We start from the raw sequence: 24814 nt of genomic DNA on the forward strand, positions 1-24814 counted from the left end.
TAAAAAAGCTTCGAAATTTTTTCGAAGCTTTTTGGTTTTATGCTGTAGTATTACTTTTTACTACCAATCTGAATCCTTCACCGTGAATGTTTAAGATTTCTACATCTTCATCTGGTTTTAGGTACTTTCTCAATTTGGCGATGTAAACATCCATACTTCTTGAAGTAAAATAATTATCATCTCTCCAAATTTTTGTCAAGGCTAGTTCTCTTGGCATTAAATCATTTTCATGCAGAATTAACATTTTAAGTAATTCATTCTCTTTTGGAGATAATTTGATTGGCTCTTCATTTTGATAGGTTAAAAATCTCAATTTAGAGTTCAAATGAAACTTACCTATATTGAATTCAAATTGCACTTGATCCGTTTTTACTTCAGAAGATTTTCTTTGAATGATGGCTTTGATTTTCATCAACAACACTTCAGAATCAAAAGGTTTGTTAAGGTAATCATCGGCACCTGCTTTGTAGCCTTTCATAACATCTTCTTTCATCGTTTTTGCGGTTAAGAAAATAATTGGCACTTCGCTGTTTTTTTCTCTGATTTCTTTGGCAAGGGTATATCCGTCTTTATACGGCATCATTACATCTAAGATACAAAGGTCAAAAGTATCTTTCTTAAATTTCTCAAACCCTTCCATTCCGTTTTTGGCTAAAACAACTTCAAAGTCATTTAACATCAAATAATCTTTTAAAACGGCTCCAAAATTCAAATCGTCTTCTACTAGTAGAATTTTTTTATTTACATTTTCCATCGCTAATTTATTAGTGGTATTTTAATGATAAAGGTACTTCCTTTACCCTTTTCGCTTTCAACATAAACTTGACCGTTATGGTCTTCAACTATTTGTTTTACATATGCTAAACCTAGACCATGTCCTTTAACATTATGCAAATCTCCAGTGTGTTCTCTATAAAATTTTTCGAACACTCTCTTTTGAGCCACTTTACTCATACCCAATCCATTATCCTTTACTTTAATCAAAAGCATGTCTTTGATGTTTTCAGTAAAAATTTCAATTTCAGGAACACCAGGGGTGTATTTTATGGCATTTTCTAAAATATTTACAATTACATTGGTAAAATGAAAATCATTCAATAAAACCGTAGTTCTTGTAGCATTAAAATGCAATTTTATAGTTCCTCCTCTATCCTCAAGAATCAGGTTAACGTGTTCGATTGCATCTTCTATAACTTCTTGTGCATCGATAGATTCTTTGATAATATCTAATTCTTTCTTTTCTAATTTTGATATTCTAAGCACATTCTCAACTTGGGCATGCATTCTTTTATTTTCTTCTCGAATCATTTCGAGATATTTATATACTTTATCTTTATCTTCAATAATCTTTGGATTCCGAATAGCATCTAAAGCAAGATTTATAGTAGCTATAGGTGTTTTAAATTCATGCGTCATATTGTTAATGAAATCTGTTTTTATTTCAGAAATCTGACGTTGCCTAATCAACTGATTCAAAGCAGAGGTATAAGCAATCAAGATTATCAAGGTGAAAATAATCGACAAAACAGTAATACTTACTAATTCAGACAATAAAAATTTCTTTTTATTGGGAAAAGAAACTAATAATTTATATTTTTCAGTTCCTTCATTGTCGGTAAAAATGGGAGTTGAGTAGGTAGCATCTAAATCATACGTAAAATTTTCAGAATGAATCTTTGTCGCTAAACCATTACTGTAGACACCAAATTCAAACAGCGTATTTATACCACTTTCTTCTAATTCCTTTTTGATCAATTTGGTAAGAACGTCATTTGAAACCCTTTCTTGGATAGGCAAAGCAGCTGCAAAATCTTTATACGATATTTCTAATTGTGCGTTATCTAAAATTGCTAAACTCCCTGATTTTTCGATAGTTACATCTGGAATCAAACTTTTTTGAAAATTCGAGTTATCTACACTATTGTTATTGTATATCTCGGTTTTTCTTTTAGAATTAAAGCTTTTAAATTTTAAATCATCTTTTGCTCCTGTTGAAAAAGTTGGGTTGATTTTATAATCTTCAGAAATAATGCTATTGGAATATACAATGGTCTTATTGGTTTTTTTATTTTTTTGAACCAAAGTAAACTCCATGATATCTTCTCGCTGAGGAATTCTACCCGTACTGTCTTTTAACTTATTGATGTTATTGTAAAAGATATAAGCTTCTTGTTGTTCTAATTTATCGGCTACATTTCCAATAACTTGTTTAACATGAAATTTGAATTGCTCATCATTATTGTTAAACGAAGAATTGAACCAATACACCTGTACTAGAATTATACCAATAAGCGATAAACTCATTAACAGCACCAATAATCTAAAAAACATTCTATTCATGTCACAAAATTAACATTTTAACAATATAATAAATAATGTATTAACCAAATATTAACAATATATTGTCAGATTGTTTTTTCTATAAAATTTTAAGAATTTTAACAATTTGTGCTTTTGTCTTATTAAAATCAATATTTTCGATTACAAAATCACTTTTTGCAAGGCGTTTTGCATCTGTCCATTGCGAATTCATTCGTTGAAGTACTTGATCTTTTGTAGTAGCATCTCTTTCCATTACGCGCTCAATTCTCATAGCTTCGGGAGCAGTAACTGTAATAATTTTATCACATTTTTGATCACCACCACTTTCAAATAAGATGGCAGCTTCATAAATAATAAAAGGAAATTGTTGATAATTAGACAACCAGGTTTTGAAGTGCTGCGCTACAGCAGGATGTACAATAGCATTGAGTTGTTGTAATTTTTTTGGATTGGCAAATACTATTGAAGCTAGTTTTTGTCGATTTAAAATTTGGTTCTCAAAAATTGCATCACCAAAAGTCTTTCTGATAGCTGTAAGAATGTCTTCAGACTGCATGACTTCTTTAGCAGCATCATCGGCAATATAAACAGGGACACCTAATTCCTTAAAATAATTAGCCACAGTAGTTTTTCCACTACCAATACCACCTGTTAAGCCAATAATTTTAGTCATTATACTTTAAAAAATAATTCAGGAAAAGCTTCTTGAGGTTTTTGTTTCAAGAGAATAACTTTGATAAAGGATACCAAAAAACCAGTTCCATATCCCCAAAATTGTTTCCAAACCGCCACCATTGAAAGATATCCAATTTTTACACTTTTATTTTGAATTGAAGAAGTAACAAAAATTATAATGAAATATAAAAAATACAATTGCAATAAAAAATCAAAATTTTGGCTAAACAAATACATGAATATGGAAAAACCAAATCCTAAAATAAAGAAGGTAGGAAAAAAGAAAGTCAGTTTATTGTATTTAGGATACCAACTGTTCAAAATAGGTCTTGCTTTTCCAAACTTATTCACCTGAATGGTAAATTTATCCCAATCAATTCGGCGTTTGTGATACACATATGCATTAGGAATTAATTTGGTTTCAAAACCTAACTCCCACAAGCGAATGGATAAATCTGGATCTTCACCAGGATGTAAGTTACCAAATCCTTTAGAAATTTCAAAAGCTTTACGAGACAAACCCATGTTAAAACTACGAGGTTGGAATTTACCTATTTTTTCAGAACCACCACGAATACCTCCTGTAGTCAAGAAAGAAGTCATAGCAAAATTGATGGCTTTTTGAATATCAGAAAAACTATCCAAAGCTTTGTCAGGTCCTCCAAAACAATCTACATACTTTTCATTAAGAGATGCTTCAACTTCTTTTAAATAATTTGATGGAATGATACAATCCGAATCGAAAATGATAAAATAATTCCCCCTTGCTTTTTCCATGCCAAAATTTCTTGAATCACCTGGACCTGAATTAGGCTTAAAATAGTAAGAGATATTTAATTTATCAGCATACTTTTCTAGTACTTCTTGGCATTTGATAGTAGAGCCATCTTCAACAATAACTATTTCGTATACATCATGATACTGCATTTGTGACAAACTCATCAAAAGTTCATCCACTTCATCCGGTCGGTTATATACTGGAATTATTAAAGAAAAAAACATAGTAAAAAAAGTGGTATTAAAATTAACGCTGTTTTGAAATGAGTTGCAAAGATACTATTTATTCAAACATTTCCATTATTTCCTGACTTACACCTACATTAGAAAAACCACCGTCATGCATCAAATTTTGCAGCGTTACTTTTCGTGTCAAGTCAGAAAACAAGGTAACCGTATAATTGGCACAATCTAACGCAGAAGCATTTCCTAAAGGCGACATCTTTTCTGAATAATTTATAAAACCTTTAAAACCTTTTACACCATGACCCGCTTTGGTAGCCGTTGGAGATTGAGAAATCGTATTTACTCTTACTTTTGATTTTTTACCAAAAAAATAACCAAAACTTCTTGCTATAGATTCTAAGAACGCTTTATTATCGGCCATGTCATTATAATCCGGAAAAACACGTTGTGCTGCCATATAAGATAACGCTACTATACTTCCCCATTCGTTCATAGCATCTTTGTGATAAAGAACTTGAAGGACTTTATGAAAAGAAACTGCTGAAACATTCCAACCTTTTTCAGTAAAGTCATAATTTTGGTTGGTGTAATGATTGCCTTTGCGCACATTTACCGACATTCCAATCGAATGCAATACAAAATCTATTTTACCTCCAAGAATTTTTACAGCTTGGTCTACCAGGTTTTCTAAATCAGAAACAGAAGTAGCGTCCGCAGGAATCACAGTAGCGCCAGTTTTCAATGCTAAGTCTTCAATATTCCCCATTCTTATGGAGGCAGGAGCATTGGTTAATACAAAAACACCGCCTTCTTCATGGACGCGTTCAGCCGTCTTCCAAGCAATAGAATTCTCGTCTAATGCTCCAAAAATAATTCCTTTTTTTCCTTTCAATAAATTATACATAGGTCTAGATTTATGTCAATAAAAAAACACCCTATTCTGTATTTTATTATAAATAAAATCAAAAATAAGGTGTTTTCAACTTCTCTTTATTATTATGCTATACTTGGCACATTTACCAATTCGTTAGCTTCTGCTTTGTAATCTACTCCGTCAAATTCGAAACCAAATAGATTATAGAAATCATGACGGTATCCAGCTAGATCTCCAATTTCGGATAAATTTTCGGTTGTAGCCTCAGGCCATAACTTGGCAACTAATTCCTGAACATCTTCTCTCATTTCCCAATCATCGATACGAATACGTCCTTTTTCATCGGTAGCAATCCCATCGTTGTTGTACAAACGTTCGCTATACAAACGCTGGATTTGCTCAATACAACCTTCGTGAATTCCTTTTTCTTTCATGATTTTATACAACAAAGAAATATACAATGGAATTACTGGAATAGCCGAACTTGCTTGGGTAACCAAGGCTTTATTTACAGAAACAAAAGCTTTTCCATTTAAGTCCTTCAAACTATCAGCTATTGTAAATGCCGTAGCTTCAAGATGATCTTTTGCACGACCAATAGTACCTTTTCTATAAACAGCTTCTGTCAATGCTGGTCCAATGTATGAATAAGCAACGGTCATAGCTCCTTCTGCTAATAAATTTTCCGCTTTTAAAGCCTCAATCCACATAGACCAATCCTCACCTCCCATTACAGCCACTGTATTTTCAATATCGTCGCCTTCACAAGGTTGGATTGAAATTTCAGACACTTTACCTGAATGGAAATCAACTGTTTTATTAGAATAAACACCTCCAATAGGTTTTAAAGTAGATCTATGTAAAACTCCTGTTACTGGATGTTGACGCACTGGAGAGGCTAAACTGTACACTACTAAATCAACTTGACCTAAGTCTTTTTTTATTAAATCAATCGTTTGTTGTTTCACTTCATTAGAAAACGCATCACCATTAATACTTTTCGCATACAAACCGGCTTTGTGTGCTTCTTTTTCGAAAGCGGCAGAATTGTACCAACCTGGTGAGGCTGTTTTACCTTCAGCAGCTGGTTTTTCGAAAAAAACACCAATTGTTGCAGCATTCGACCCGAAAGCACTAGTAATTCTTGAAGCTAATCCAAATCCCGTTGAAGCACCAATTACTAAAACTTTTTTGGCTCCAGCTATTGTACCTTTTGATTTGATGTATTCTATTTGATTTTTTACATTTTGTTCGCATCCATCTGGGTGAGATGTCAAACAAATAAATCCTCTCATTCTTGGTTCTATAATCATAGTATTGAAATTTCTTTTTGTAAAATAAAAAAGCTATTAATTTTTTTTTTTGAACAGTGGTCTTTTTTTGAATCAACAAATATAGCCCATTTTTTTAGTTCAGCAAGGCTTTGGCATGATTTAGGGCCGATTCAGAAACAACGGTTCCAGAGAGCATTTGAGCAATTTCAAGCACTCGTTCCTCTTCGGTCAACAACTTCAATTCGGAGTTAGTCACCTCTCCTACCGTACTTTTAGCTACCTTAAAATGCGAATCTCCTTTAGCGGCAATTTGAGATAAATGAGTAATCGCAAAAACTTGCATTGTTGTACTCATTTGTTTCATAATTTCTCCCATTCGAATAGCGATTTCACCCGAAACACCTGTATCGATTTCATCAAAAATCAAAGTAGGCAATTTAGAATATTGTGCTAATATAGCTTTGACAGCCAACATAATTCTTGACATTTCTCCACCTGAAGCTACTTTTTTTAATAACCCAAACTCTCCTCCTTTATTAGCCGAAAATAAAAAGTGTAATGCTTCTTTTCCATTAGAAAAAAAAGTTGGCACTAAATTTAAATCTATTTTAAAACGCACATTAGGCATTCCTAATTTTTCCAAAATCTGAATCATTTTTTCGGTCAAAACAGGAATGGCTTGTATTCTCTTCTCATGAATTACTTGTGCCAATGCATCTAATTCTTGTTCATTTTTAGTAATAAGCTCCTGGAGCTTGTTAATTTCAGATTCGAGATTACTAATCAACACCAAAGACTGATCTAACTCATTTTGAATCACCAATAATTCGGCAACAGTTTTAACTTGGTGTTTTTTTTGTAAAGTATAAATCAACTGTAATTTTTGATTCGTATACTCTAATTTTTCAGGATCGTTTAGTAACTGTTCAGCATGCTGGTTAAGCTCTAAAGTAATATCATCAAACTCAATAATAATACTATTCATCCGCTCAAGCAATTCTTGATACTTACTCCCGAAAGGAGCTATTCGCTGGAGTGTACTTTTGATTTCTTTTAAATGATGTAGGGCACCAATTTCTTCTTCATGAGCTATGAGTAACGCTTTATCAATAGATTCTTTGATGCTTTCAACATTATTTAATTGTTCAAAATCTTCTTCTAATTGTTCTTGTTCCCCATCAATTAATTTAGCTGATAACAACTCATCTAATAAAAAAGAATGATACTCTTGTTCTTTAAGAGATTCACCTTGTTTTCTTTGAAGCGAAACCAATTGAGATTTATGATTTTTATACTTTTTTAGTATTTCCTGATATTGCTCAAGTTCATTCTTATTATCAGCAATTGCATCAATAATTTTAAATTGTACTTCTTCTTCAGACAATTCTTGTGTTTGTTGTTGCGAATGAATATCTATTAAAAAAAGGCTTAAAGCTTGTAATTCTTGTAGATTAACAGGGCTATCATTAATAAAAGCTCTCGATTTTCCTGAGGGCAAAATTTCTCTTCTAATAATCGTTTCTGCTTCGTAGTCTAAATCATTTTCTTCAAAAAAAGAGAATAAGTTGTATTTTGAAATATCAAATTGAGCCTCAATAACACATTTTTCATCGGTATTTTTCAGTGAAGACAAATCGGCTCTTTTTCCTAAAACCAATCCTAGCGCTCCTAAAATGATGGATTTACCAGCTCCAGTTTCCCCTGTAATTATAGATAATCCATTGGTAAAATCAATTGCTAGTTGATCTATTAAAGCAAAATTTTTGATAGAAAGTGAGGTTATCATTAAAATACGTTTTGAATAAAGCTACTAAAATAAGGCAAAAATATAGGTTGTATTAGTATTTAATTTGACTCCATTTACTTGAATTCATAGGAGAGATTTTATTTAATGTTTCCACTAAATCCGCAATAGTGATGCTTGGACCACCAGAAAAAATCAACACTATCTCATCGGCTTTTGCATCAAAAAATACGCGAGTCAGAAAAGCATTGGGACGTGTTTGATTCAATTTGGATAAATTTAAAATAGCCGTTTTTATTTTCTCTTTAGCTGTTTTTACATCGGTGCTCATTACATCTAAGCCTTGATGATAATCTGCTATAGCTTGACGGTAAGGTGCAAAAGTAGGAGATAACAAATCGTTGGTTAAAAAAAATCGATTCTGAACACCATCTGCTTGACTCCAACCTTTGTAACCACCTTGTTGTGCAACATTTAAAATGTTTTGAGCTGTTTCAAGATAAGTATTCCCACTAAACGATTGAAAACTATCCATATTCAAACCCAAAATCACATAACTGTAATAAGCTATTACAGAAACTAAATTGGATTCAAAAACGGAAGGGTTAAAAATTAAATTTTCAAACTCAACATATTTAAAATTAAAATCTTTGTCGTTATAATTAAGTACTGGTGAACTGTAAGTAGAATTATAAATTAGTCTTGAAGATTGTACCTGAATGGTTCCTGAAAACTGGTCTGAGTTAACAGCCGAAAGCGTAATAAACATAGAGCATTTTATCTTTTCATTCTGCTTTAATGTTTGCCCAGTCCAATCAGTTTTGTTGACAAATTCATTTAAGGCTAATTCTAAATTTTTAATCAATTGCTGATTGGTATTCGTCACCTTTTGAGCATTAATAACTACGGAACAATTTAATTGCTGAGCAAATAAAAAAGTTGTATTGAACAAAATCAAGAAAAAGACCCCTATAAATCTATACATATTCAAAAGTATTGTTTGGTTAGAAACGGCTAATAAATCGAAAAAGTATACTATTTTAATTTATCTTTTTTTTGATTAAAATGTTCACATACTTTGTCGATGATATCGATAGCTACTGCAGTTTTAGTTTTTAAATCCATAGGTTCTACAGCAAAATTCTTATCAATAAAGGTAATCTTATTCGTGGATTTACCAAAACCAGCTCCTTCATCTTGTAAAGAATTCAAAACAATTAAATCCAAATTCTTTTTTTGAATTTTAATTTTGGCATTATCAATTTCATTTTCTGTTTCTAAGGCAAATCCAATTAAGAATTGCTGTTCTTTGGAGGCGCCTAAAGAAGCCAAAATATCTTGTGTCTTTTCCAATTCAATGACAAAATTTTCTGCCGCTTTTTTGATTTTCTGTTCAGCTACGATTTTAGGTCTGTAATCCGCAACGGCAGCAGCAGCAATAGCTACATCAACTTGACCATACAGCTCATGACATTTTGTATACATTTCTTTAGCAGAAACCACCGGAAAAACTTCAATCGAAGAAAATAACGGCTTACAATGGGTTGGTCCTGAAACGAGATATACTTTAGCACCTAATTCTGCAGCTCTATTGGCAATAGCAAACCCCATCTTACCGGAAGAATGATTGCCTATAAAACGAACGGGATCAATTGCTTCATAAGTTGGTCCTGCAGTAATCAAAATAGACTTATTGAATAAGGGTAACTTTTTTTCGATATCTGCTTCGATAAAAGCAATAATATTCTCAGGTTCAGCCATACGTCCTTCACCAGAAAGCCCACTTGCCAACTCCCCACTTTCGGCAGGAATCATTATATTACCAAACTGTTGTAACTTTTGAAAACTTGCAAGAGTTGAAGGGTGTTTATACATATCCAAATCCATTGCAGGAGCAAAATAAACAGGACATTTAGAAGAAAGATAAACCGCAAGCAATAAATTATCACAAACACCATTTGCCATTTTAGACATAGTATTGGCTGTAGCTGGTGCGATAAGCATTATATCGGCCCAAAGTCCCAATTCTACATGATTGTTCCATAATTCTTTAGCTTCTTTTTGTTGAGCTAAAGTATCGGCAGTTTCTTTATCAAAAAACGTAGAATAAACAGGATTTTTGGATAAAACAGATAATGTCAAGGGAGTGACAAAATCCTTAGAAGCAGGTGTCATAATCACTTGGACCTGTGCACCTGCTTTTATAAAAAGTCGTACTAACGAAGCGGTTTTATAGGCTGCAATTCCACCAGAAATTCCTAGTAAAACCTTTTTGCCTTTTAAAACTGACATCAATAGTATTATTTGTTTGAATCTCTATGGTAGATTTTTCCATCCAACCACTCTTGCACTGCTAATGCGTGTGGTTTTGGTAATTTTTCGTAAAATTTAGAAACTTCAATTTGTTCTTTATTTTCAAAAACTTCTTCAAGACTATCATTATAAGTAGCAAACTCTTCTAATTTCTCAGTCAATTCTTTTTTAATTTCAGAATTGATTTGATTTGCTCTTTTAGCCATAATGGTTATTGCTTCATATACATTACCAGTGGGTTCTTCAATTACAGTTTTGTTGTAGGTAATTGTATTTACTGGAGCATTCGTCTTCTTTAAATCCATGACTTTAATTATTTAGTAAATTTTTGTAAATCGTTTTCAATTCTAGCCAACATTTCATCAGCTTTTTCTTTGTATTCAGTATCTGGTTTGTAACGCATTAAAGTTGTATGCGCTAATTTTGCAACTTGTAAACGCTCTTCCATTTTCTCTGGAACACTATTTACTGCCAAGTTGTAGGCAGAATCTAATTTGTAATATAGTGCTTTTTCTTTCAAAGTAGTACCAGGAAAATCAGCAATAAAATTATCTAATGCAACTAAAGCAGACTTATAATCCATGATGGTATTATAACCAACAGCATTTTCATATACTTTTTTCTCAATTTTCTCATTCAAAGTTCGCATCGTAGTATTCGCTTCGGCTAAATATTCTGAATTGGGATAATTATCTATAAATGCTTGCAATTTTTCAATTGCTTTGAATGTATCAACCTGATCCAAACTATATACTGGAGAAAGTTTTGAATAACATTTTGCACCCAAATAGGCTGCTTCTTGTACTTTTTCGCTTTTAGGGTAATTAGAAGCAAAACTTTCAAACTGATAACCTGCTAAATAGTATTGTTTTGTTTTATAATACGACTGTGAGTACATGTAAAACATTTTCTCTGCTTGAGGTTTTCCTCTATATGCTGGAGCTATCTGCTCAAAAAGTCGAATAGCTTTAGAATATTTACCTGCATCATATAGCTTTTCAGCTAAATCATACTTAACCCCCACATCTTCGGTCTTTAATGCTTTTTGATATTCTCCACAAGATCCTAAAGCAAGGGCAAGAAATAATAATGCAACAATTTTCTTCATTTATTTTACTTTTATTACAATTTAACACCAAATAGTTAAAATCAAACGTAACTTTGGCTGGCAAATTTAGGTATTAATTTAGCGACTTCAAAATATATTTTTATTTAAAAAAAAGCTTACGTTTTCTTCGTTTTTTTAAAAATTTTTCACAAACTCAAAAATCCTTTCAGAAAGCGAATCATCCACTGAAACCAATGGCAAACGAACCACATTCTCTGCAATTCCAAGAGCTTTAAAGACTTCTTTTATTCCTGCTGGATTTCCTTGTTCAAAAATCATATCAATACTGTCTGCAATTTTGTATTGAACTTCAAAAGCAGCATCCACTTTTTTGTTCAATCCAAGACGAATCATTTCTGAAAATTCTTTTGGGAATCCTTGACCAATTACAGAAATAACACCAGCTCCACCTGCCAAAACCATTGGTAAAGCAATCATATCATCTCCGGATATCACCATAAAATCCTTAGGTTTATGTTGAATAATCTTCATGGCTTGAACTAAATCTCCTGCTGCCTCTTTAATTCCAATAATATTTGAAAAATCATTAGCTAAACGAAGTACTGTTGAAGGCAACATATTACTCGAAGTTCTCCCAGGTACATTATACAAAATAACGGGTATAGGAGAAGCTTCTGAAATAGCTTTAAAATGTTGGTATATCCCTTCTTGTGTAGGCTTATTGTAATATGGCGAAACCGATAAAATTGCATCAAAAGCAGACAAATTTCTTGTTTGCAATTCAGCAACTACCTGCATGGTATTATTACCACCAACACCCAAAACCAAAGGTATCCTTCCATTGTTAGTCTCAACTACAGTTGCAATAACCAACTCTTTTTCTTCAGCACTTAGGGTAGCATTCTCAGCGGTTGTACCCATTACTACCAAATATTCTATCCCATTTTCTATTGAAAAATTTACAATACTTTTCAACGCTTCCACATCTACTGAAAAATCTGTTTTGAAGGGTGTAACCAATGCAACACCCGTGCCTATTAATGATTGCATATTATGTAACTATTAAATATATATTTATATTGTTTTGGAAAAATAACGTTAAACTTTTCGCTATAATAACAAATACTTTAGTCTAAAAAGCTTAAAATTACAGGAAAACTGACTACTTTTACGTACTTCAAATTTAATTAATAAAGACGCAAAACAAATGGCAAATTTAAAAAAGTATAACGGTTTTTTAAAACTTTTTGTTATATTCTTAACATTTTTTTTAATTTTTTCATGCACTTCAACTCAGATTGGTATTACCAAAATTGAAGGAAAACGTATCCCTGTAAACCAATCAATTAGCGAAAATCCTTCAATTACTGCTTTTATTAAACCCTATAGAGAACATATCGACAAAGACTTGACAACCGTAATTGCTTATTGTCCAGAAACACTAGACAAAAATAGCAGTAAATGGCAATCAACCTTAGGTAATTTAATGGCAGATGCTTGTATACATAGAGGTAACATCATCCTGTATGCCCGTGAAAAAAAGAAAATTGACCTTTGTATTTTAAATCATGGTGGTATTCGAGCTGCTTTACCAAAGGGAGATGTTACAGCTCGTAACGCATTTCAAATTATGCCTTTCGAAAATAGCTTGGTAGTGATTGCTATGAACGGAGAAGTTGTTATGGATATGATTCATTATTTTATCAAAACACAAAAAGCACAACCTCTTGCAGGAATAACTTTTACAATCGACAAAAACAACCAACCAAAAGACATCAAAATTCAAGGAAAACCTTTAGAAATTTCAAAAATTTATAATGTTGCTACTAATGATTATCTTGCCGCAGGAGGTGACAATATGACTTTTTTCCAAAAAGGAATACAGACCTATGACTTAAATTACAAATTACGAAACGTTCTGATTGATTATTTCAAGGAAATAAAAACCATACCTGTGCTAAAAGAAGTTCGAATAGCAGTAGAATAAATTTTAAAAAACAAAAAACCTTTTACGACTTAAAAAAAAAATAAAATGAAAAGAAGAGATTTTATTCAAAAAACCGCTGCTAGTTCTGCTTTATTAGCGTTACCTAGTTTGCCGCTAATGAGTTTTAAGCCTGAAATAAAAAAAATAACTATTCTACACACCAATGATGTTCACAGTCATATAGATCCCTTTCCAGCAGATGATCCTCGAAATGCAAACATGGGAGGTGTATCTAGAAGAGCTGCTTTAATTGAAACTATACGAAAAGAAAACCAAAATGTTTTGTTATTGGATGCCGGTGATGTGTTCCAAGGAACCCCATATTTCAATTACTATGGTGGCGAAATTGAGTTGAAATTAATGAGTATGATGAAATATGATCTCGCTACATTAGGCAATCATGATTTCGATAATGGCATCGAAGGTTTTTATTCACAATTGCCTCACGCCACTTTTGATTTTGTTTCAGCCAATTATGACTTCAAAAACACGGCTTTGGATACTCATATTAAACCCTATAAAATCTTTCACAAAGACGGAATCAAAATTGGTGTTTTCGGATTAGGTATAGAATTACAAGGCTTAGTTGACAAAAAAAACTACAAAGAAACAGTTTATCACGATCCGATAGAAATTGCCCAAGATATGACTCGCATCCTTAAAAAGGAGGAGAAATGCGACTTAGTAATTTGCTTATCTCACTTGGGCTATGAGTACAAAAAAAGTGATGACAACAAGATATCTGATTTGAAATTAGCTCAAAACACTCAAGACATAGATTTGATTATTGGAGGTCACACTCACACTTTTTTAGACAAACCTACTATTGTAAAAAACGCAGCAGATAAAGAAGTTTTAGTTAATCAAGTTGGTTGTTATGGTTTATATCTAGGTAGAATCGATTTCTATTTTGACACTAACAAACAAAATATTGCCAAAGGAAAAGCGATCTTAATTTAAAAAACAGTTATCAAAATGTCCTTTTAACTTATAATAAAGCCAATATGAGATAATTACTAAATCATCTAGACTCTAATTCATTATTAAATTAATTTCTTCTTCCCTTTTTCTAACCAAAAAATAATGTGTCATAAAATAATACCCAATCACTTGTGCTAAATTCCCACCCGTTCTTAAAAAAGTCAATTTAATAAAATAATTATTTAGCAAAAAAAACAAATCCGAAACAAAAACAGTCACTCCAAAAAGAACTAAGAACAAACTACTCCTATGATGAGTTTTTACCAAATTGGCAAACGACAAAATAAACATGGTCACAAAAACAATACTATAAATAATATATAATACAAAATTCACATCTGTATCTCGTAAATCCAAAGATAAAATAGCGTATACAAATACCGTTATTACTCCCATCAAAAGTAGTAACTTAATAAATTCCGATTGTTTCCAGTTTTTTCTTCTGACTTCCACCCATGATAGTCGCAAAAAAATCAAATTCACGCATAAAAAAAGTACAATTGGAACAGTTTCGGTATACGACTTAACAAAAAGATAATACGTTTCACCAAAAAAAGAAAGTAAAAGAACAGCCGTAACAACAGGACTAAATTTTTTCGTTTTGACAAAAAAACAAAGTGCAATTACAATAACAATTCCTCCTTTGAGATAAAGTACAAGTTCATTAAAATGACACAAACTAACTACTCCAACTAAAAAACATAACAAAAAATAAAGACCAAATACTACTTTATCTACTTTCATCCAACAGTAGTTTAAAATTTTCTTCTGTCAAAATAGCTATTCCTAATTGGGTTGCTTTTTCTAATTTGGAAGGTCCCATATTCTCACCAGCAACAACATAATCTGTTTTAGAGGAAATAGAACTTCCTACTTTACCTCCATTATCTTCAATCACCCTTTTTAATTCATCTCTAGAAAATTGTTCAAAAACACCCGAAACAACAAAGGTTTTCCCTAAGAACTTAGTTGTAGCGTTAGGATTCACTTTTTCAACTATTTCCATTTGAACGCCATGCAATTTCAATCGCTCAACAATCATTCTATTTTCGTCATTTTCAAAAAATTCTATTACACTTCTTGCAATGCGTTCCCCTATTTCATCTACCAAAATCAAATCTTCAAGAGTAGCTTGCTCTAAAGCCATAATAGTTTTGTAATGCTTGGCCAGTTTTTTGGCTACCGTTTCCCCTACAAATCGAATTCCTAAAGCATACAAAACACTTTCAAAAGGGATTTCTTTAGATTTTGCTACACCATTAACTAAATTTTCAGCAGATTTCTGAGCCATTCGTTCCAAAGGTAACAGTTGCTCCACTTTCAAATCATACAAATCGGCATAGTTATGAACCAAACCATTATTATACAATAAAGCCACTGTTTCTCCTCCTAAACCTTCAATATCCATTGCCTTACGAGAAATAAAATGCTGAATTCTACCAATAATTTGAGGGGGACAACCATAAAAATTAGGACAATAATGATTGGCTTCCCCTTCAGAGCGCACCAAAGCCGTTTTACATTCAGGGCAATTTGTAATATAATGTGTTACTTCTGAATGTTCAGGGCGCTTCTCTAAATCAACAGCAATGATTTTAGGGATTATTTCCCCTCCTTTTTCTACAAAAACCGTATCACCAATTCGGATATCCAATTTTTCTATTTGGTCGGCATTGTGCAAGGAAGCTCGTTTCACAACGGTTCCTGCCAATTGTACTGCCTCTAAATTGGCGACTGGAGTAATGGCGCCTGTACGTCCTACTTGATATGAAATCGAATTTAATTTGGTGCTAACTTGTTCGGATTTGAATTTATAGGCTATCGCCCAACGCGGAGATTTTGCAGTATATCCAAGCTCGTCTTGATACGACAAAGCATTTACTTTGATTACTACCCCATCTGTTTCATAAGGGAGTTGATGGCGATGCACGTCCCAATAATCAATGAATTCAAAAACTTCGTCTATATTTTTGGCTAGTTTGGCTTCTTTTGGTGCCTTGAAGCCCCAATCTCTAGCTGCTTGTAGCCCTTCAAACTGTGATTGAAACGGCAAATTACTTCCAACTAATGAATATAGTAAACAATCTAAGGGTCGTTTAGCCACTTCTGAGCTGTCTTGTAATTTCAAACTTCCTGAAGCGGTATTTCTGGGGTTGGAATAAGGCGTTTCCCCAATTTCTATCAACTCTTGATTCATTTTTTCAAAACCAGCAAATGGCAAGATGATTTCACCGCGAATAGCAAAGTGATCGGGATAATTCCCTTTCAATTGTAAAGGAATCGATTTGATAGTTTTGATGTTATTCGTTACCTCGTCGCCCTGAAAACCATCACCACGAGTGACAGCTCGGGACAATTGACCGTTTTCATAGGTGATACTAATGGAAGCTCCGTCATATTTTAATTCGCAAGTATATTCTAATGGTAGGTCGCCAAGTACTTTTTGAATCCGTTTTTCCCAGTCTAATAATTCATCTTTCGAATACGAATTATCCAATGAATACATGCGGTAATCGTGAACTACTGTTTGGAAATTTTTAGTGATTGTACCACCCACTCTTTGGGTTGGAGAATTAGCATCAAAAAATTCGGGATGCTCTGCTTCTAATGCTTGCAGTTCTTTTAATTTTTGGTCAAATTCGAAATCCGAAATTTGAGGTTGGTCCAACACGTAATAGTTGTAATTGTGTTGGTCTAATTCGGAGCGCAACTGCTGAATCGTATCTTGAATATTCATGAAATAAAAATGGCTATTTTAGTTTTCAAATAAGGTACTAAAATAGCCAATTTATACTTTATAAAATAGTTTTACGATTCTATAATTGTATTAATTTGATTGAACAATTGTCCATCGCTTAGAAAAGCACCTTGTTGGATTAATTGAAACAAGGAATAATTTCGTTCTTCGGTAAAAACTTTTTTACCCACTTTCATTTCGATGGTATCGGTAAACATGTTATCAGAAAGCCATTGTAACCCTTCTTTGGTCAAAAAATCAACTTCTGGAACCAAAGATTTCAGCACAATTGATTTTACTTCCGTAGCAAAGCATTGAAAAAGGAATATATGATTTTTAGAAAAATGTTCTAAAAACTGTGCCTTAGTTAACACACCCTCCCAAATTAAATCTGAAAAAACATCCAGTTCTTGTTCGGCCACCTCAGGTTTTTCTTTTTTAATGGTATCCCACTCTGCTTTATCAATCGACTGAGTTGCTAAAAAAGTCGTAAACTCTTGGTGTAACTCCTCGAACTGTTCTTTTGTAAGTCTTGTATATTTCATTGTATTATGATTTAACCTAAAACACTTTTACTTCGTATCCGTTCTATAAAATAAAAAATCCCGATTGCGTTAATAAAACGTATCGGGATTTTATAATTTTTAATCTGAAATTATGCTTTCTCAGGAACGATTTCGTATGGTATTTCAACAATTACATCTCTGTGTAAACGGATAGATGCAGTGTATTTTCCAATACGTTTTACGATACCGCTAGTGATGAATTTACGATCAATTTCTTGACCTGCATTCGCTAAAGCAGCAGCAATGTCAATGTTTGTAATAGATCCGAATAATTTTTCACCACCTGCTTTTGCAGCAATTTTAATTTCTAATGCTTTCAATGCTTCAGCAGTAGCTTTAGCATCAGCAACGATTTTAGCTTCTTTGTGCGCTCTTTGTTTTAGGTTTTCAGCCAAAACTTTCTTTGCAGAAGCGGTTGCTAAATGAGCAAATCCTTGAGGAATCAAGTAATTACGTCCGTAACCATTTTTTACTGTTACGATATCATCTTTAAAACCTAAGTTTTGTACGTCTTTATTTAAAATAAGTTCCATGTTGTTGTCCTTATATTGCAGAAGTTAGGTTTCATTTGACCGAAAACCAACAACTATTAATTAATTATTATTTTAGTAAATCAGCCACATATGGCATTAAAGCTAAGTGACGTGCTCTTTTTACAGCTACAGACACTTTTCTTTGGTATTTCAATGAAGTACCTGTTAAACGACGAGGTAAGATTTTACCTTGTTCATTCACAAATTTCAATAAGAAATCAGCATCTTTGTAGTCTACATATTTGATACCTGATTTTTTGAAACGACAATACTTTTTAGTTTTGTTGATTTCTATGTTCAAAGGCGTTAGATATCTGATATCTCCGTCTTTTTTTCCTGAAGCAGATTGTTGTAATGTTGCCATGATAATTAAGCTTTAGTAGATTTAAGTTTTGCTCTTCTTCTTTCAGCCCAAGAGATAGCATGTTTGTCTAGAGCAACAGTTAAGAAACGCATTACACGCTCGTCACGTCTAAATTCTGTTTCGAATGGAAGTAAAACTTCACCAGCTACTTTGTACTCGAATAAATGGTAAAAACCACTTTTTTTGTTTTGAATTTCGTAAGCCATTTTTTTAAGACCCCAATCTTCTTTCGATACCATTTCAGCTCCTCTACTAGTAAGAAATTCTTCAAATTTACTTACTGTTTCCTTTACCTGTACCTCAGATAAAACGGGATTTAAAATGAAAACAGTTTCATAATGATTCATAAATAATATATTTATTTGTTAAATTGGGTGCAAAAGTAGTCTTTTTATTTTAACCCACAAGCGAATTATTAAAATAATCGATTAAGTGTTAAATTTATACCTTTGAATTTGCATTACATAATAAAAAAAAATATATTTACCTTACCAAATCGTAAACTATTCTATTATGAAACTAAACTGTGTTGTTGTTGACGATAGTTCCATACAACGAATGATTATAGCCAAACTAGTTAATAATCACCAACATTTGCATTTAATAGGTGATTTTTCAAATGCCATTGAAGCCAAAAATTGCATGTCAATCCATACGGTTGATTTGATTTTTCTAGACATTGAAATGCCTGTCATAAGCGGGTTTGATTTTTTAGATGGTTTAAAGTCAAAACCTCAAATTATCTTCATCACTTCCAAAGCGGAATATGCCATGAAAGCTTTTGATTATGACGCTACTGATTATTTACAAAAACCCATAGCTCTAGAACGTTTCAACGCATCTGTAAAACGAGCCATTGATCACCATTTATTAAAAACAGAAAACAAAGAAGAAGAAGGGGAACATATCTTTATAAAAAGTAATTTAAAAAAACTTAAGGTTTTCACTTCAAAAATAAAATGGATCGAAGCCTATGGCGACTATGTACGAGTAGTTACAGAAGAAGATAGTAATTTGGTACTATCTACTATGAAGTCTTTTGAAAATGATTTAAGCAAAGACAAATTCATACGAGTTCATAAATCCTTCATTGTAAATATTGACAAAATAGATCGATTCAATAGTAAATTTGCTGAAATTGGCGTAAACAAAATTCCTTTAAGTCGCAATAAAAAAGAAGATCTAGTAAAAGCATTGTCTATGTCATAAAACTACTTTATACTAATAAAAGTCAACATTAACACCAACTCTAATAGTCCTAAACTGAACAACAGCCTCAAAACTATTGACTATTTTTTGAATAGTTTTTTTGGTACTACCAATAGGCTTGTTTTGAGGTATTTTAATCATTATTGTTCTGATATATTCGTTTCTAATCCTATTAATTGCAGGCTCCTCTGGTCCTAACACAGGCATGTCTAGAGATTGCGACATTACTTGATACAACCACAATGCCCCTTCTTTGAGCTTATCAAAATCCCGATGTTTTAATGTAATTTTTATTAACCTATAATAAGGAGGGTATTTATAAATTTGCCTGTCATACAACTGCTCCTTATACATCCCTTCATAATCATTTCGAGTTACTTGTTGGATTGTATTATGCAAGGGATTATATGTTTGAATAATAACCTTTCCTTGTTTTTCAGCTCTTCCGGCACGACCAGCCACTTGGGTCATCATTTGAAAACTACGTTCAAAAGCTCTAAAATCAGGATGGTACAACATCGTATCAGCATTCATAATCCCAACTAAGCTCACCTTATCAAAGTCCAATCCTTTGGCAAGCATTTGAGTACCTACCAAAATATCAATTTCTTGATTTTTAAAACTATCAATTATTTTTTCGAATCCGTATTTTCCTCTAGTAGTATCTTGATCCATTCTCCCAATTTTGGCACTTGGAAATAGAGAAAGTAATTCCAATTCAATTTGCTCAGTACCAAAACCTTTTGTTGTCAAATCAATACTAGAACACGAATGACAATTGGTTGGTTTACCAATAGCAAACCCACAATAATGACAGCGTAACTGACTTTTATATTTATGATAGGTTAAACTAACATCACATTGTGGACACTGAGGAATATGACCACAAGTCATACATTCTACTACAGGCGAAAAACCTCTTCGATTTTGAAACAAAATCACTTGTTCGCCTAAAGATAGGGTCGCACTTATTTCTTGGATTAGGGCGCCACTAAAATGACCTTTCATTTGTTTTCGAAAATAGTTGTCCTTCAAATCAACCAGCATTATCACAGGCATCTTAGCATAACCAAATCGTTCATTAAGTATAACCAATCCAAACTTAGCAGTTTGTGCATTATAATAGGTTTCCAAACTGGGTGTTGCTGACCCTAAAAGCACTTTAGACTTGTGAAAATTAGCCAAAACTATAGCAGCGTCACGAGTATGAAATCGAGGAGCTGGATCGGTTTGTTTAAAGGTTTGTTCATGTTCTTCATCGATAATAATACCTCCTAACTGTTGAAAAGGAAGAAATAATGCCGAACGAGCTCCAATGACAATCTGAGCTTTTTCAGAATTATTCAAAACCTGCTGCCATACTTCTACTCTTTCATTGTTATTATATTTAGAATGAAAAACAGCCACTTTATCTCCAAAATGCAATCTCAAACGACCTACTAACTGAGTCGTTAACGCTATTTCTGGCAACAAATACAGCACTTGCATTCCTTTTTCTAAAAAAGTTTCAATCCATTTAATATAGATTTCGGTTTTTCCACTAGCTGTAACACCGTGCAACAAACAAACATTTTTTTGAGAAAATTGATTTTGTAACGCATCAAAAGCAGCTTGTTGTGAGGCACTCAACTGCAACTCTTTTGAAGCAACGTCTCCTGAATAAGTTACTCGGTCTTGTTGCACATAATATTCTTCAAACACCTCTTTATCAACCAAAGCTTTAACAGTTGCTGCTGTAACTTTTGCAGATTCGACCAACTTTTTTACAGAAATTGGTTTTTTCTCTATAGCATTCAATTGAAAATAATGGAGAACAATTTCTTTTTGTTTAGTAGCATTTTTTAATAGTTCCAATAGCAAAGTCAAACCTTCTTGCGAATTATATTGTGGATGCAAACGAATATAGCGCACCAACTTGGGTTTGTAGCTTTCAGATATTTCTTCCTGTAAAACTAATATGTTTTTATCGATCATTTTATGAATAATCGGAAACACATTCTTTTTATTCAGTATAGCAATGATATCCTCAATTTTTAATGAACTTTGTTGTTGCAATGCTTGATACACCAAATACTCCTGATCCGAAAGTTCTATTTCATTAACAAAAGTAGACAACTGAGCGGTCACGACTGTTTCGCTTTCTAAAAGTAACGCATTAGGCATGGCATTTTTATACACATCGCCAATACTACACATATAATAATTGGCCATCCAAAACCAATGCTCAATTTGAATCGGTGTCACAATGGGTTCATGATCCAAAATTTGATGAATTTCTTTAGCTTGATATAAAACAGGTTCGTTTTGATGCAATTCAACAGCTATGGCAGTGTAAATTTTGCTTTTACCAAAAGGTACCGCCAAACGCATTCCTTTTTTAATGAAAAGAAATTCGGATTCCGAGACTTGATAGGTAAAAGTTTTAGCTAAGGCTAAAGGTAAAATTACTTCAACGAAGAACATGCGGCTTGGGATTTTGTCAAAAGGACAATTTTGAAAGATTATTATATTGGGCTAGACACCAAAAATAATAAAAAATACCCTTATCACTCAATTTCAAAATACAATCTGAAAATTGAATTATAAGGGTACCTCTTATTAAGTAAAAAATTATTTAACTCTATGCCAATATTGCGTTCTTCCGATTAAAGAAAAGCCTACATAACCTCTCACTTTTAATTTATCTTTTCCTTCTAAAGTGATAAAACATTTATACTTTTTACCCGTTACTGGATCCGTAATTGAGCCTCCATTATATTCATCAGCATCTTTATGAAGTCCTTTCACAATTACCATTCCTAGAACCGGCTTGTTCTTTTCGTCTCCCGAACATTCAGTACACAATTTATCTTTTTTTTGGGGATCTAAAATCTCTACAATTTTGCCATAAATTTTTCCTGATTTTTCATACACTTCGACAATTGATTTAGGTTTTCCTGTTTCATCATCTATGGTTTTCCATTTTCCTAATACCGATTGACTTTGAGCTGTGGTTACAACTGCAAAACATAAAACACTTGCTAATAGTAAGATTTTTTTCATTGGAAATGATTTCTTTTTGTTATTTGATTGAATCCCGTTTCTCGGCGATTACCTTATTTGGTCAATTTATAGAAACATAGTTGGATAAAAATTTCTAAAAATAAAAGCACCAGTAATGCTGATTTTTTTACAAAAATAGTACAGAATTTCGTATTCTAACACAACTATAGCATTTTTTTAGATTTTGTTTGATTGCGATGGGACTGAATAATAGCATTGAGCTCAAAACCAAGCAAGAGTAATATACAATTAAGCCATATATAAAACATCAGGATTAATAAAGTTCCAATAGAGCCGTATAATTCGTTGTATTTCGAAAACTTGACTACCCAAATCCCAAAACCATACGAAGAAAGAATGATTAGAATCGTAGTAAAAACAGATCCTACGGAAATAAATTTAGGTTTATGCCGTTGTTTAATTCCAAAGCGTAATAAAATGGAAGTGGTGAACAGTATCATTAACGAAAGGAACAAGTAACGTCCTAGTTGAATTAAAGAAATCGTATCACTTAATACATCCTGAATTTTAGATTTTTGAATAATCACTTCAAAAACAACAATGATTGCTACTGTAAAAATCAATAAAAAGGAAAGGAAAATAGACATTCCAATAGCTACAATATATTGATCCACAAAGCCCCTCTTTTCAATGACATGACGAGACTCTTCGAACCCTCCTAAAATCGCATTCAATCCATTAGCCATCAAAAAAATAGACAAAATAAAACCCGAAGAAAGCAATCCAGAATGGCTATTATTTAGAATATCATTAATAATTCCTGCAATGGCATCATAAGTATTTGGAGGAACACTATGTTCAACAAAACGCAAAAAATCATTCTGAAAACCTTCAATTGGAATGTATGGGATTAAATTCAAAATATAAAGTGCAAACGGGAATAAAGCCATAAAAAAACTAAAAGCAATTGCTCCAGCTCTTACCGATAGTTTTCCATCTAAAACACCAACAACATACGATCGCAAAAAATCATATAGAGAAACTTCATCTAACCAAAGTAGTTTTTGATTTTGCAAAAAATGAATACACTTTTTAACCAAGACATTTTGCCTGATTTTTTTTTTAAACTGTATCTCAAAAGGAACTTTATTTTTTGGAATCATTTGACAAACTGTATTAAAATCAAATGGCTTTTAAACTCAAATCCATATTATAAACAGAATGCGTTAACGCTCCAGAGGAGATAAAATCCACTCCACAAGCCGCATATTCACTAATGGTAGTTTCGTTGATATTTCCTGAAGATTCGGACTGGCATTTGCCGTTAATCATAGCCACTGCTTTACGGGTATCCTCGTAATTAAAGTTGTCTATCAAAATTCTGTAAATACCGTCTGATTTTAAAATTTCTTCAATTTCGGCTAAATCTCTAGCTTCAACAATGATTTTTAAGTCCAAGTTGCTTTCCTTTAAATAGGCTTTGGTCTTTTCGATAGCTTTTGTGATGCCTCCAGCAAAATCGATATGATTGTCTTTGAGCATGATCATATCGTACAACGCAAATCGATGATTCACTCCTCCGCCAATGGTTACAGCCCATTTCTCGGCAGCACGGAATCCTGGCGTAGTTTTACGAGTATCTAAAATTTGAGTCTTTGTACCTTCTAATAAACGAACATAACTGTTGGTTTTAGTTGCAATGGCTGACATTCTTTGCATTGTATTCAACACCAAACGCTCTGATTTTAATATAGATTGCGAACTTCCTGAAACGTGGAAAACCACATCGCCATAGCGCACAGGCGTTCCATCTTGTATAAAAGTTTCTATTTGTAAGGAAGGGTCAACATAGTTGAAAATCATTTTTGCCAAGGCAACACCTGCTATTATCCCATCTTCTTTTACCAGCAATTTTGCTTTTCCCGTGGCCGTTGACGGAATACAAGCTAAGGAGCTGTAATCCCCTGGGCCAACATCTTCACGAATACCATTGGCAATAAACAATTGTAACTCTTGTTGAAACTGTGCTTCTGAAATCATTCTCTTATTATTTTGTGGCGCTAAATTAATCAAAAACGACGGCAAAAGCTAGTCTAAAAACCAAAATAAACCATCAAAATTACTCGAAAAAAAACCAGCAAAAACATGGGTTTTCATTAGGCGTACCCAATTTTTCAAATCCTTCACTTTCACTTTTTTT

At 32.8% G+C, this 24814-nt stretch carries 25 protein-coding genes; 3 read left to right on the forward strand and 22 right to left on the reverse strand.

What is annotated here, in order from left to right; translation table 11 throughout:
• Positions 1-37: 37 nt before the first annotated feature.
• The 12 genes from ACSVH5_RS01545 to dapA form a co-directional block, all read right to left on the reverse strand.
• Positions 38-754: a response regulator transcription factor gene (locus ACSVH5_RS01545; protein WP_438059702.1), complete on the reverse strand. Its 717-nt coding sequence runs from the start codon at positions 752-754 to the stop codon at positions 38-40.
• Between the two features lie 2 nt (positions 755-756).
• Positions 757-2340, reverse strand: coding sequence for a sensor histidine kinase (locus ACSVH5_RS01550; protein ID WP_438059703.1), 1584 nt, complete (start codon positions 2338-2340; stop codon positions 757-759).
• 79 nt (positions 2341-2419) lie between these two features.
• Positions 2420-2995, reverse strand: a complete 576-nt coding sequence (gene coaE, locus ACSVH5_RS01555) for a dephospho-CoA kinase (RefSeq protein WP_438059704.1) — start codon at positions 2993-2995, stop codon at positions 2420-2422.
• Positions 2995-3999: a glycosyltransferase gene (locus tag ACSVH5_RS01560; RefSeq protein ID WP_438059705.1), complete on the reverse strand. Its 1005-nt coding sequence runs from the start codon at positions 3997-3999 to the stop codon at positions 2995-2997. Before ACSVH5_RS01560 ends, coaE begins: the two co-directional genes overlap by 1 nt.
• Positions 4000-4057: 58 nt before the next feature.
• Positions 4058-4864, reverse strand: coding sequence for an enoyl-ACP reductase FabI (locus ACSVH5_RS01565; RefSeq protein WP_438059706.1), 807 nt, complete (start codon positions 4862-4864; stop codon positions 4058-4060).
• A gap of 92 nt (positions 4865-4956) precedes the next feature.
• Entirely contained in the window at positions 4957-6147 is a 1191-nt protein-coding gene (gene fabV, locus ACSVH5_RS01570) for an enoyl-ACP reductase FabV (protein ID WP_438059707.1), read from the reverse strand.
• Between the two features lie 94 nt (positions 6148-6241).
• Positions 6242-7894 carry a DNA repair protein RecN gene (recN, locus tag ACSVH5_RS01575; RefSeq protein ID WP_438059708.1) on the reverse strand — a complete coding sequence of 551 codons (1653 nt, stop codon included), beginning with the start codon at positions 7892-7894 and terminating at the stop codon, positions 6242-6244.
• Positions 7895-7946: 52 nt separating this feature from the next.
• The gene (locus tag ACSVH5_RS01580; protein ID WP_438059709.1) at positions 7947-8837 is read right to left on the reverse strand and encodes a DUF4835 family protein; all 891 of its coding nucleotides are present in this window, start codon (positions 8835-8837) and stop codon (positions 7947-7949) included.
• 50 nt (positions 8838-8887) lie between these two features.
• Positions 8888-10144 carry a bifunctional phosphopantothenoylcysteine decarboxylase/phosphopantothenate--cysteine ligase CoaBC gene (gene coaBC, locus ACSVH5_RS01585; protein WP_438059710.1) on the reverse strand — a complete coding sequence of 419 codons (1257 nt, stop codon included), beginning with the start codon at positions 10142-10144 and terminating at the stop codon, positions 8888-8890.
• A gap of 8 nt (positions 10145-10152) precedes the next feature.
• Positions 10153-10470 (reverse strand): DNA-directed RNA polymerase subunit omega, encoded by a 318-nt coding sequence (locus ACSVH5_RS01590; RefSeq protein WP_026709525.1) that lies wholly within the window; start codon positions 10468-10470, stop codon positions 10153-10155.
• An 8-nt stretch (positions 10471-10478) separates the two neighbouring features.
• On the reverse strand, positions 10479-11273 hold the full coding sequence (locus ACSVH5_RS01595; protein ID WP_438059711.1) for an outer membrane protein assembly factor BamD: 795 nt from the start codon (positions 11271-11273) through the stop codon (positions 10479-10481).
• A 135-nt stretch (positions 11274-11408) separates the two neighbouring features.
• The gene (gene dapA, locus ACSVH5_RS01600) at positions 11409-12284 is read right to left on the reverse strand and encodes a 4-hydroxy-tetrahydrodipicolinate synthase (RefSeq protein WP_438059712.1); all 876 of its coding nucleotides are present in this window, start codon (positions 12282-12284) and stop codon (positions 11409-11411) included.
• A 157-nt stretch (positions 12285-12441) separates the two neighbouring features.
• On the opposite strand from dapA, the gene ACSVH5_RS01605 reads away from it, so the two are divergent.
• On the forward strand, positions 12442-13221 hold the full coding sequence (locus ACSVH5_RS01605) for a 5'-nucleotidase C-terminal domain-containing protein (protein WP_438059713.1): 780 nt from the start codon (positions 12442-12444) through the stop codon (positions 13219-13221).
• Positions 13222-13266: 45 nt separating this feature from the next.
• Positions 13267-14181, forward strand: coding sequence for a bifunctional metallophosphatase/5'-nucleotidase (locus ACSVH5_RS01610; protein ID WP_438059714.1), 915 nt, complete (start codon positions 13267-13269; stop codon positions 14179-14181).
• A 72-nt stretch (positions 14182-14253) separates the two neighbouring features.
• Here the strand turns inward: ACSVH5_RS01610 and ACSVH5_RS01615 are convergent, their stop codons facing one another.
• The 6 genes from ACSVH5_RS01615 to rpsF form a co-directional block, all read right to left on the reverse strand.
• Entirely contained in the window at positions 14254-14946 is a 693-nt protein-coding gene (locus ACSVH5_RS01615) for a lysoplasmalogenase family protein (RefSeq protein WP_438059715.1), read from the reverse strand.
• On the reverse strand, positions 14933-16939 hold the full coding sequence (ligA, locus tag ACSVH5_RS01620; protein ID WP_438059716.1) for an NAD-dependent DNA ligase LigA: 2007 nt from the start codon (positions 16937-16939) through the stop codon (positions 14933-14935). Before ligA ends, ACSVH5_RS01615 begins: the two co-directional genes overlap by 14 nt.
• A 71-nt stretch (positions 16940-17010) precedes the next feature.
• The gene (locus tag ACSVH5_RS01625) at positions 17011-17484 is read right to left on the reverse strand and encodes a DUF6495 family protein (RefSeq protein WP_438059717.1); all 474 of its coding nucleotides are present in this window, start codon (positions 17482-17484) and stop codon (positions 17011-17013) included.
• Between the two features lie 110 nt (positions 17485-17594).
• Positions 17595-18038, reverse strand: a complete 444-nt coding sequence (rplI, locus tag ACSVH5_RS01630; protein ID WP_438059718.1) for a 50S ribosomal protein L9 — start codon at positions 18036-18038, stop codon at positions 17595-17597.
• A gap of 67 nt (positions 18039-18105) precedes the next feature.
• Positions 18106-18402 (reverse strand): 30S ribosomal protein S18, encoded by a 297-nt coding sequence (rpsR, locus tag ACSVH5_RS01635; RefSeq protein WP_159684738.1) that lies wholly within the window; start codon positions 18400-18402, stop codon positions 18106-18108.
• A 5-nt stretch (positions 18403-18407) separates the two neighbouring features.
• Entirely contained in the window at positions 18408-18749 is a 342-nt protein-coding gene (gene rpsF, locus ACSVH5_RS01640) for a 30S ribosomal protein S6 (RefSeq protein WP_159684735.1), read from the reverse strand.
• 166 nt (positions 18750-18915) lie between these two features.
• On the opposite strand from rpsF, the gene ACSVH5_RS01645 reads away from it, so the two are divergent.
• Positions 18916-19611: a LytR/AlgR family response regulator transcription factor gene (locus tag ACSVH5_RS01645; protein WP_438059719.1), complete on the forward strand. Its 696-nt coding sequence runs from the start codon at positions 18916-18918 to the stop codon at positions 19609-19611.
• A gap of 12 nt (positions 19612-19623) precedes the next feature.
• Here ACSVH5_RS01645 and priA read toward each other — a convergent pair whose 3' ends face one another.
• The 4 genes from priA to nadC all read right to left on the reverse strand — a co-directional run bounded on the left by priA (position 19624) and on the right by nadC (position 24654).
• Entirely contained in the window at positions 19624-22074 is a 2451-nt protein-coding gene (gene priA, locus ACSVH5_RS01650) for a replication restart helicase PriA (protein WP_438059720.1), read from the reverse strand.
• Between the two features lie 147 nt (positions 22075-22221).
• A complete protein-coding gene (locus ACSVH5_RS01655) occupies positions 22222-22653 on the reverse strand; it encodes a DUF2147 domain-containing protein (RefSeq protein ID WP_438059721.1) in 432 nt (143 codons plus the stop codon).
• A 164-nt stretch (positions 22654-22817) separates the two neighbouring features.
• A complete protein-coding gene (locus ACSVH5_RS01660; RefSeq protein ID WP_438059722.1) occupies positions 22818-23777 on the reverse strand; it encodes a YihY/virulence factor BrkB family protein in 960 nt (319 codons plus the stop codon).
• Between the two features lie 19 nt (positions 23778-23796).
• Complete coding sequence (gene nadC, locus ACSVH5_RS01665; RefSeq protein ID WP_438059723.1) at positions 23797-24654, reverse strand: carboxylating nicotinate-nucleotide diphosphorylase; 858 nt, start codon at positions 24652-24654, stop codon at positions 23797-23799.
• Positions 24655-24814: the final 160 nt, after the last annotated feature.

The organism is Flavobacterium sp. RSSA_27, from assembly GCF_051547125.1.
Taxonomy (GTDB): Bacteria; Bacteroidota; Bacteroidia; order Flavobacteriales; family Flavobacteriaceae; genus Flavobacterium.

Coding starts and splice junctions, on each gene's coding strand:
- ACSVH5_RS01545 (WP_438059702.1), bottom strand. CDS start 754: ATGGAAAATGTAAATAAAAAAATTCTACTAGTAGAAGACGATTTGAAT.
- ACSVH5_RS01550 (WP_438059703.1), bottom strand. CDS start 2,340: ATGAATAGAATGTTTTTTAGATTATTGGTGCTGTTAATGAGTTTATCG.
- coaE (WP_438059704.1), bottom strand. CDS start 2,995: ATGACTAAAATTATTGGCTTAACAGGTGGTATTGGTAGTGGAAAAACT.
- ACSVH5_RS01560 (WP_438059705.1), bottom strand. CDS start 3,999: ATGTTTTTTTCTTTAATAATTCCAGTATATAACCGACCGGATGAAGTG.
- ACSVH5_RS01565 (WP_438059706.1), bottom strand. CDS start 4,864: ATGTATAATTTATTGAAAGGAAAAAAAGGAATTATTTTTGGAGCATTA.
- fabV (WP_438059707.1), bottom strand. CDS start 6,147: ATGATTATAGAACCAAGAATGAGAGGATTTATTTGTTTGACATCTCAC.
- recN (WP_438059708.1), bottom strand. CDS start 7,894: ATGATAACCTCACTTTCTATCAAAAATTTTGCTTTAATAGATCAACTA.
- ACSVH5_RS01580 (WP_438059709.1), bottom strand. CDS start 8,837: ATGTATAGATTTATAGGGGTCTTTTTCTTGATTTTGTTCAATACAACT.
- coaBC (WP_438059710.1), bottom strand. CDS start 10,144: ATGTCAGTTTTAAAAGGCAAAAAGGTTTTACTAGGAATTTCTGGTGGA.
- ACSVH5_RS01590 (WP_026709525.1), bottom strand. CDS start 10,470: ATGGATTTAAAGAAGACGAATGCTCCAGTAAATACAATTACCTACAAC.
- ACSVH5_RS01595 (WP_438059711.1), bottom strand. CDS start 11,273: ATGAAGAAAATTGTTGCATTATTATTTCTTGCCCTTGCTTTAGGATCT.
- dapA (WP_438059712.1), bottom strand. CDS start 12,284: ATGCAATCATTAATAGGCACGGGTGTTGCATTGGTTACACCCTTCAAA.
- ACSVH5_RS01605 (WP_438059713.1), top strand. CDS start 12,442: ATGGCAAATTTAAAAAAGTATAACGGTTTTTTAAAACTTTTTGTTATA.
- ACSVH5_RS01610 (WP_438059714.1), top strand. CDS start 13,267: ATGAAAAGAAGAGATTTTATTCAAAAAACCGCTGCTAGTTCTGCTTTA.
- ACSVH5_RS01615 (WP_438059715.1), bottom strand. CDS start 14,946: ATGAAAGTAGATAAAGTAGTATTTGGTCTTTATTTTTTGTTATGTTTT.
- ligA (WP_438059716.1), bottom strand. CDS start 16,939: ATGAATATTCAAGATACGATTCAGCAGTTGCGCTCCGAATTAGACCAA.
- ACSVH5_RS01625 (WP_438059717.1), bottom strand. CDS start 17,484: ATGAAATATACAAGACTTACAAAAGAACAGTTCGAGGAGTTACACCAA.
- rplI (WP_438059718.1), bottom strand. CDS start 18,038: ATGGAACTTATTTTAAATAAAGACGTACAAAACTTAGGTTTTAAAGAT.
- rpsR (WP_159684738.1), bottom strand. CDS start 18,402: ATGGCAACATTACAACAATCTGCTTCAGGAAAAAAAGACGGAGATATC.
- rpsF (WP_159684735.1), bottom strand. CDS start 18,749: ATGAATCATTATGAAACTGTTTTCATTTTAAATCCCGTTTTATCTGAG.
- ACSVH5_RS01645 (WP_438059719.1), top strand. CDS start 18,916: ATGAAACTAAACTGTGTTGTTGTTGACGATAGTTCCATACAACGAATG.
- priA (WP_438059720.1), bottom strand. CDS start 22,074: ATGTTCTTCGTTGAAGTAATTTTACCTTTAGCCTTAGCTAAAACTTTT.
- ACSVH5_RS01655 (WP_438059721.1), bottom strand. CDS start 22,653: ATGAAAAAAATCTTACTATTAGCAAGTGTTTTATGTTTTGCAGTTGTA.
- ACSVH5_RS01660 (WP_438059722.1), bottom strand. CDS start 23,777: ATGATTCCAAAAAATAAAGTTCCTTTTGAGATACAGTTTAAAAAAAAA.
- nadC (WP_438059723.1), bottom strand. CDS start 24,654: ATGATTTCAGAAGCACAGTTTCAACAAGAGTTACAATTGTTTATTGCC.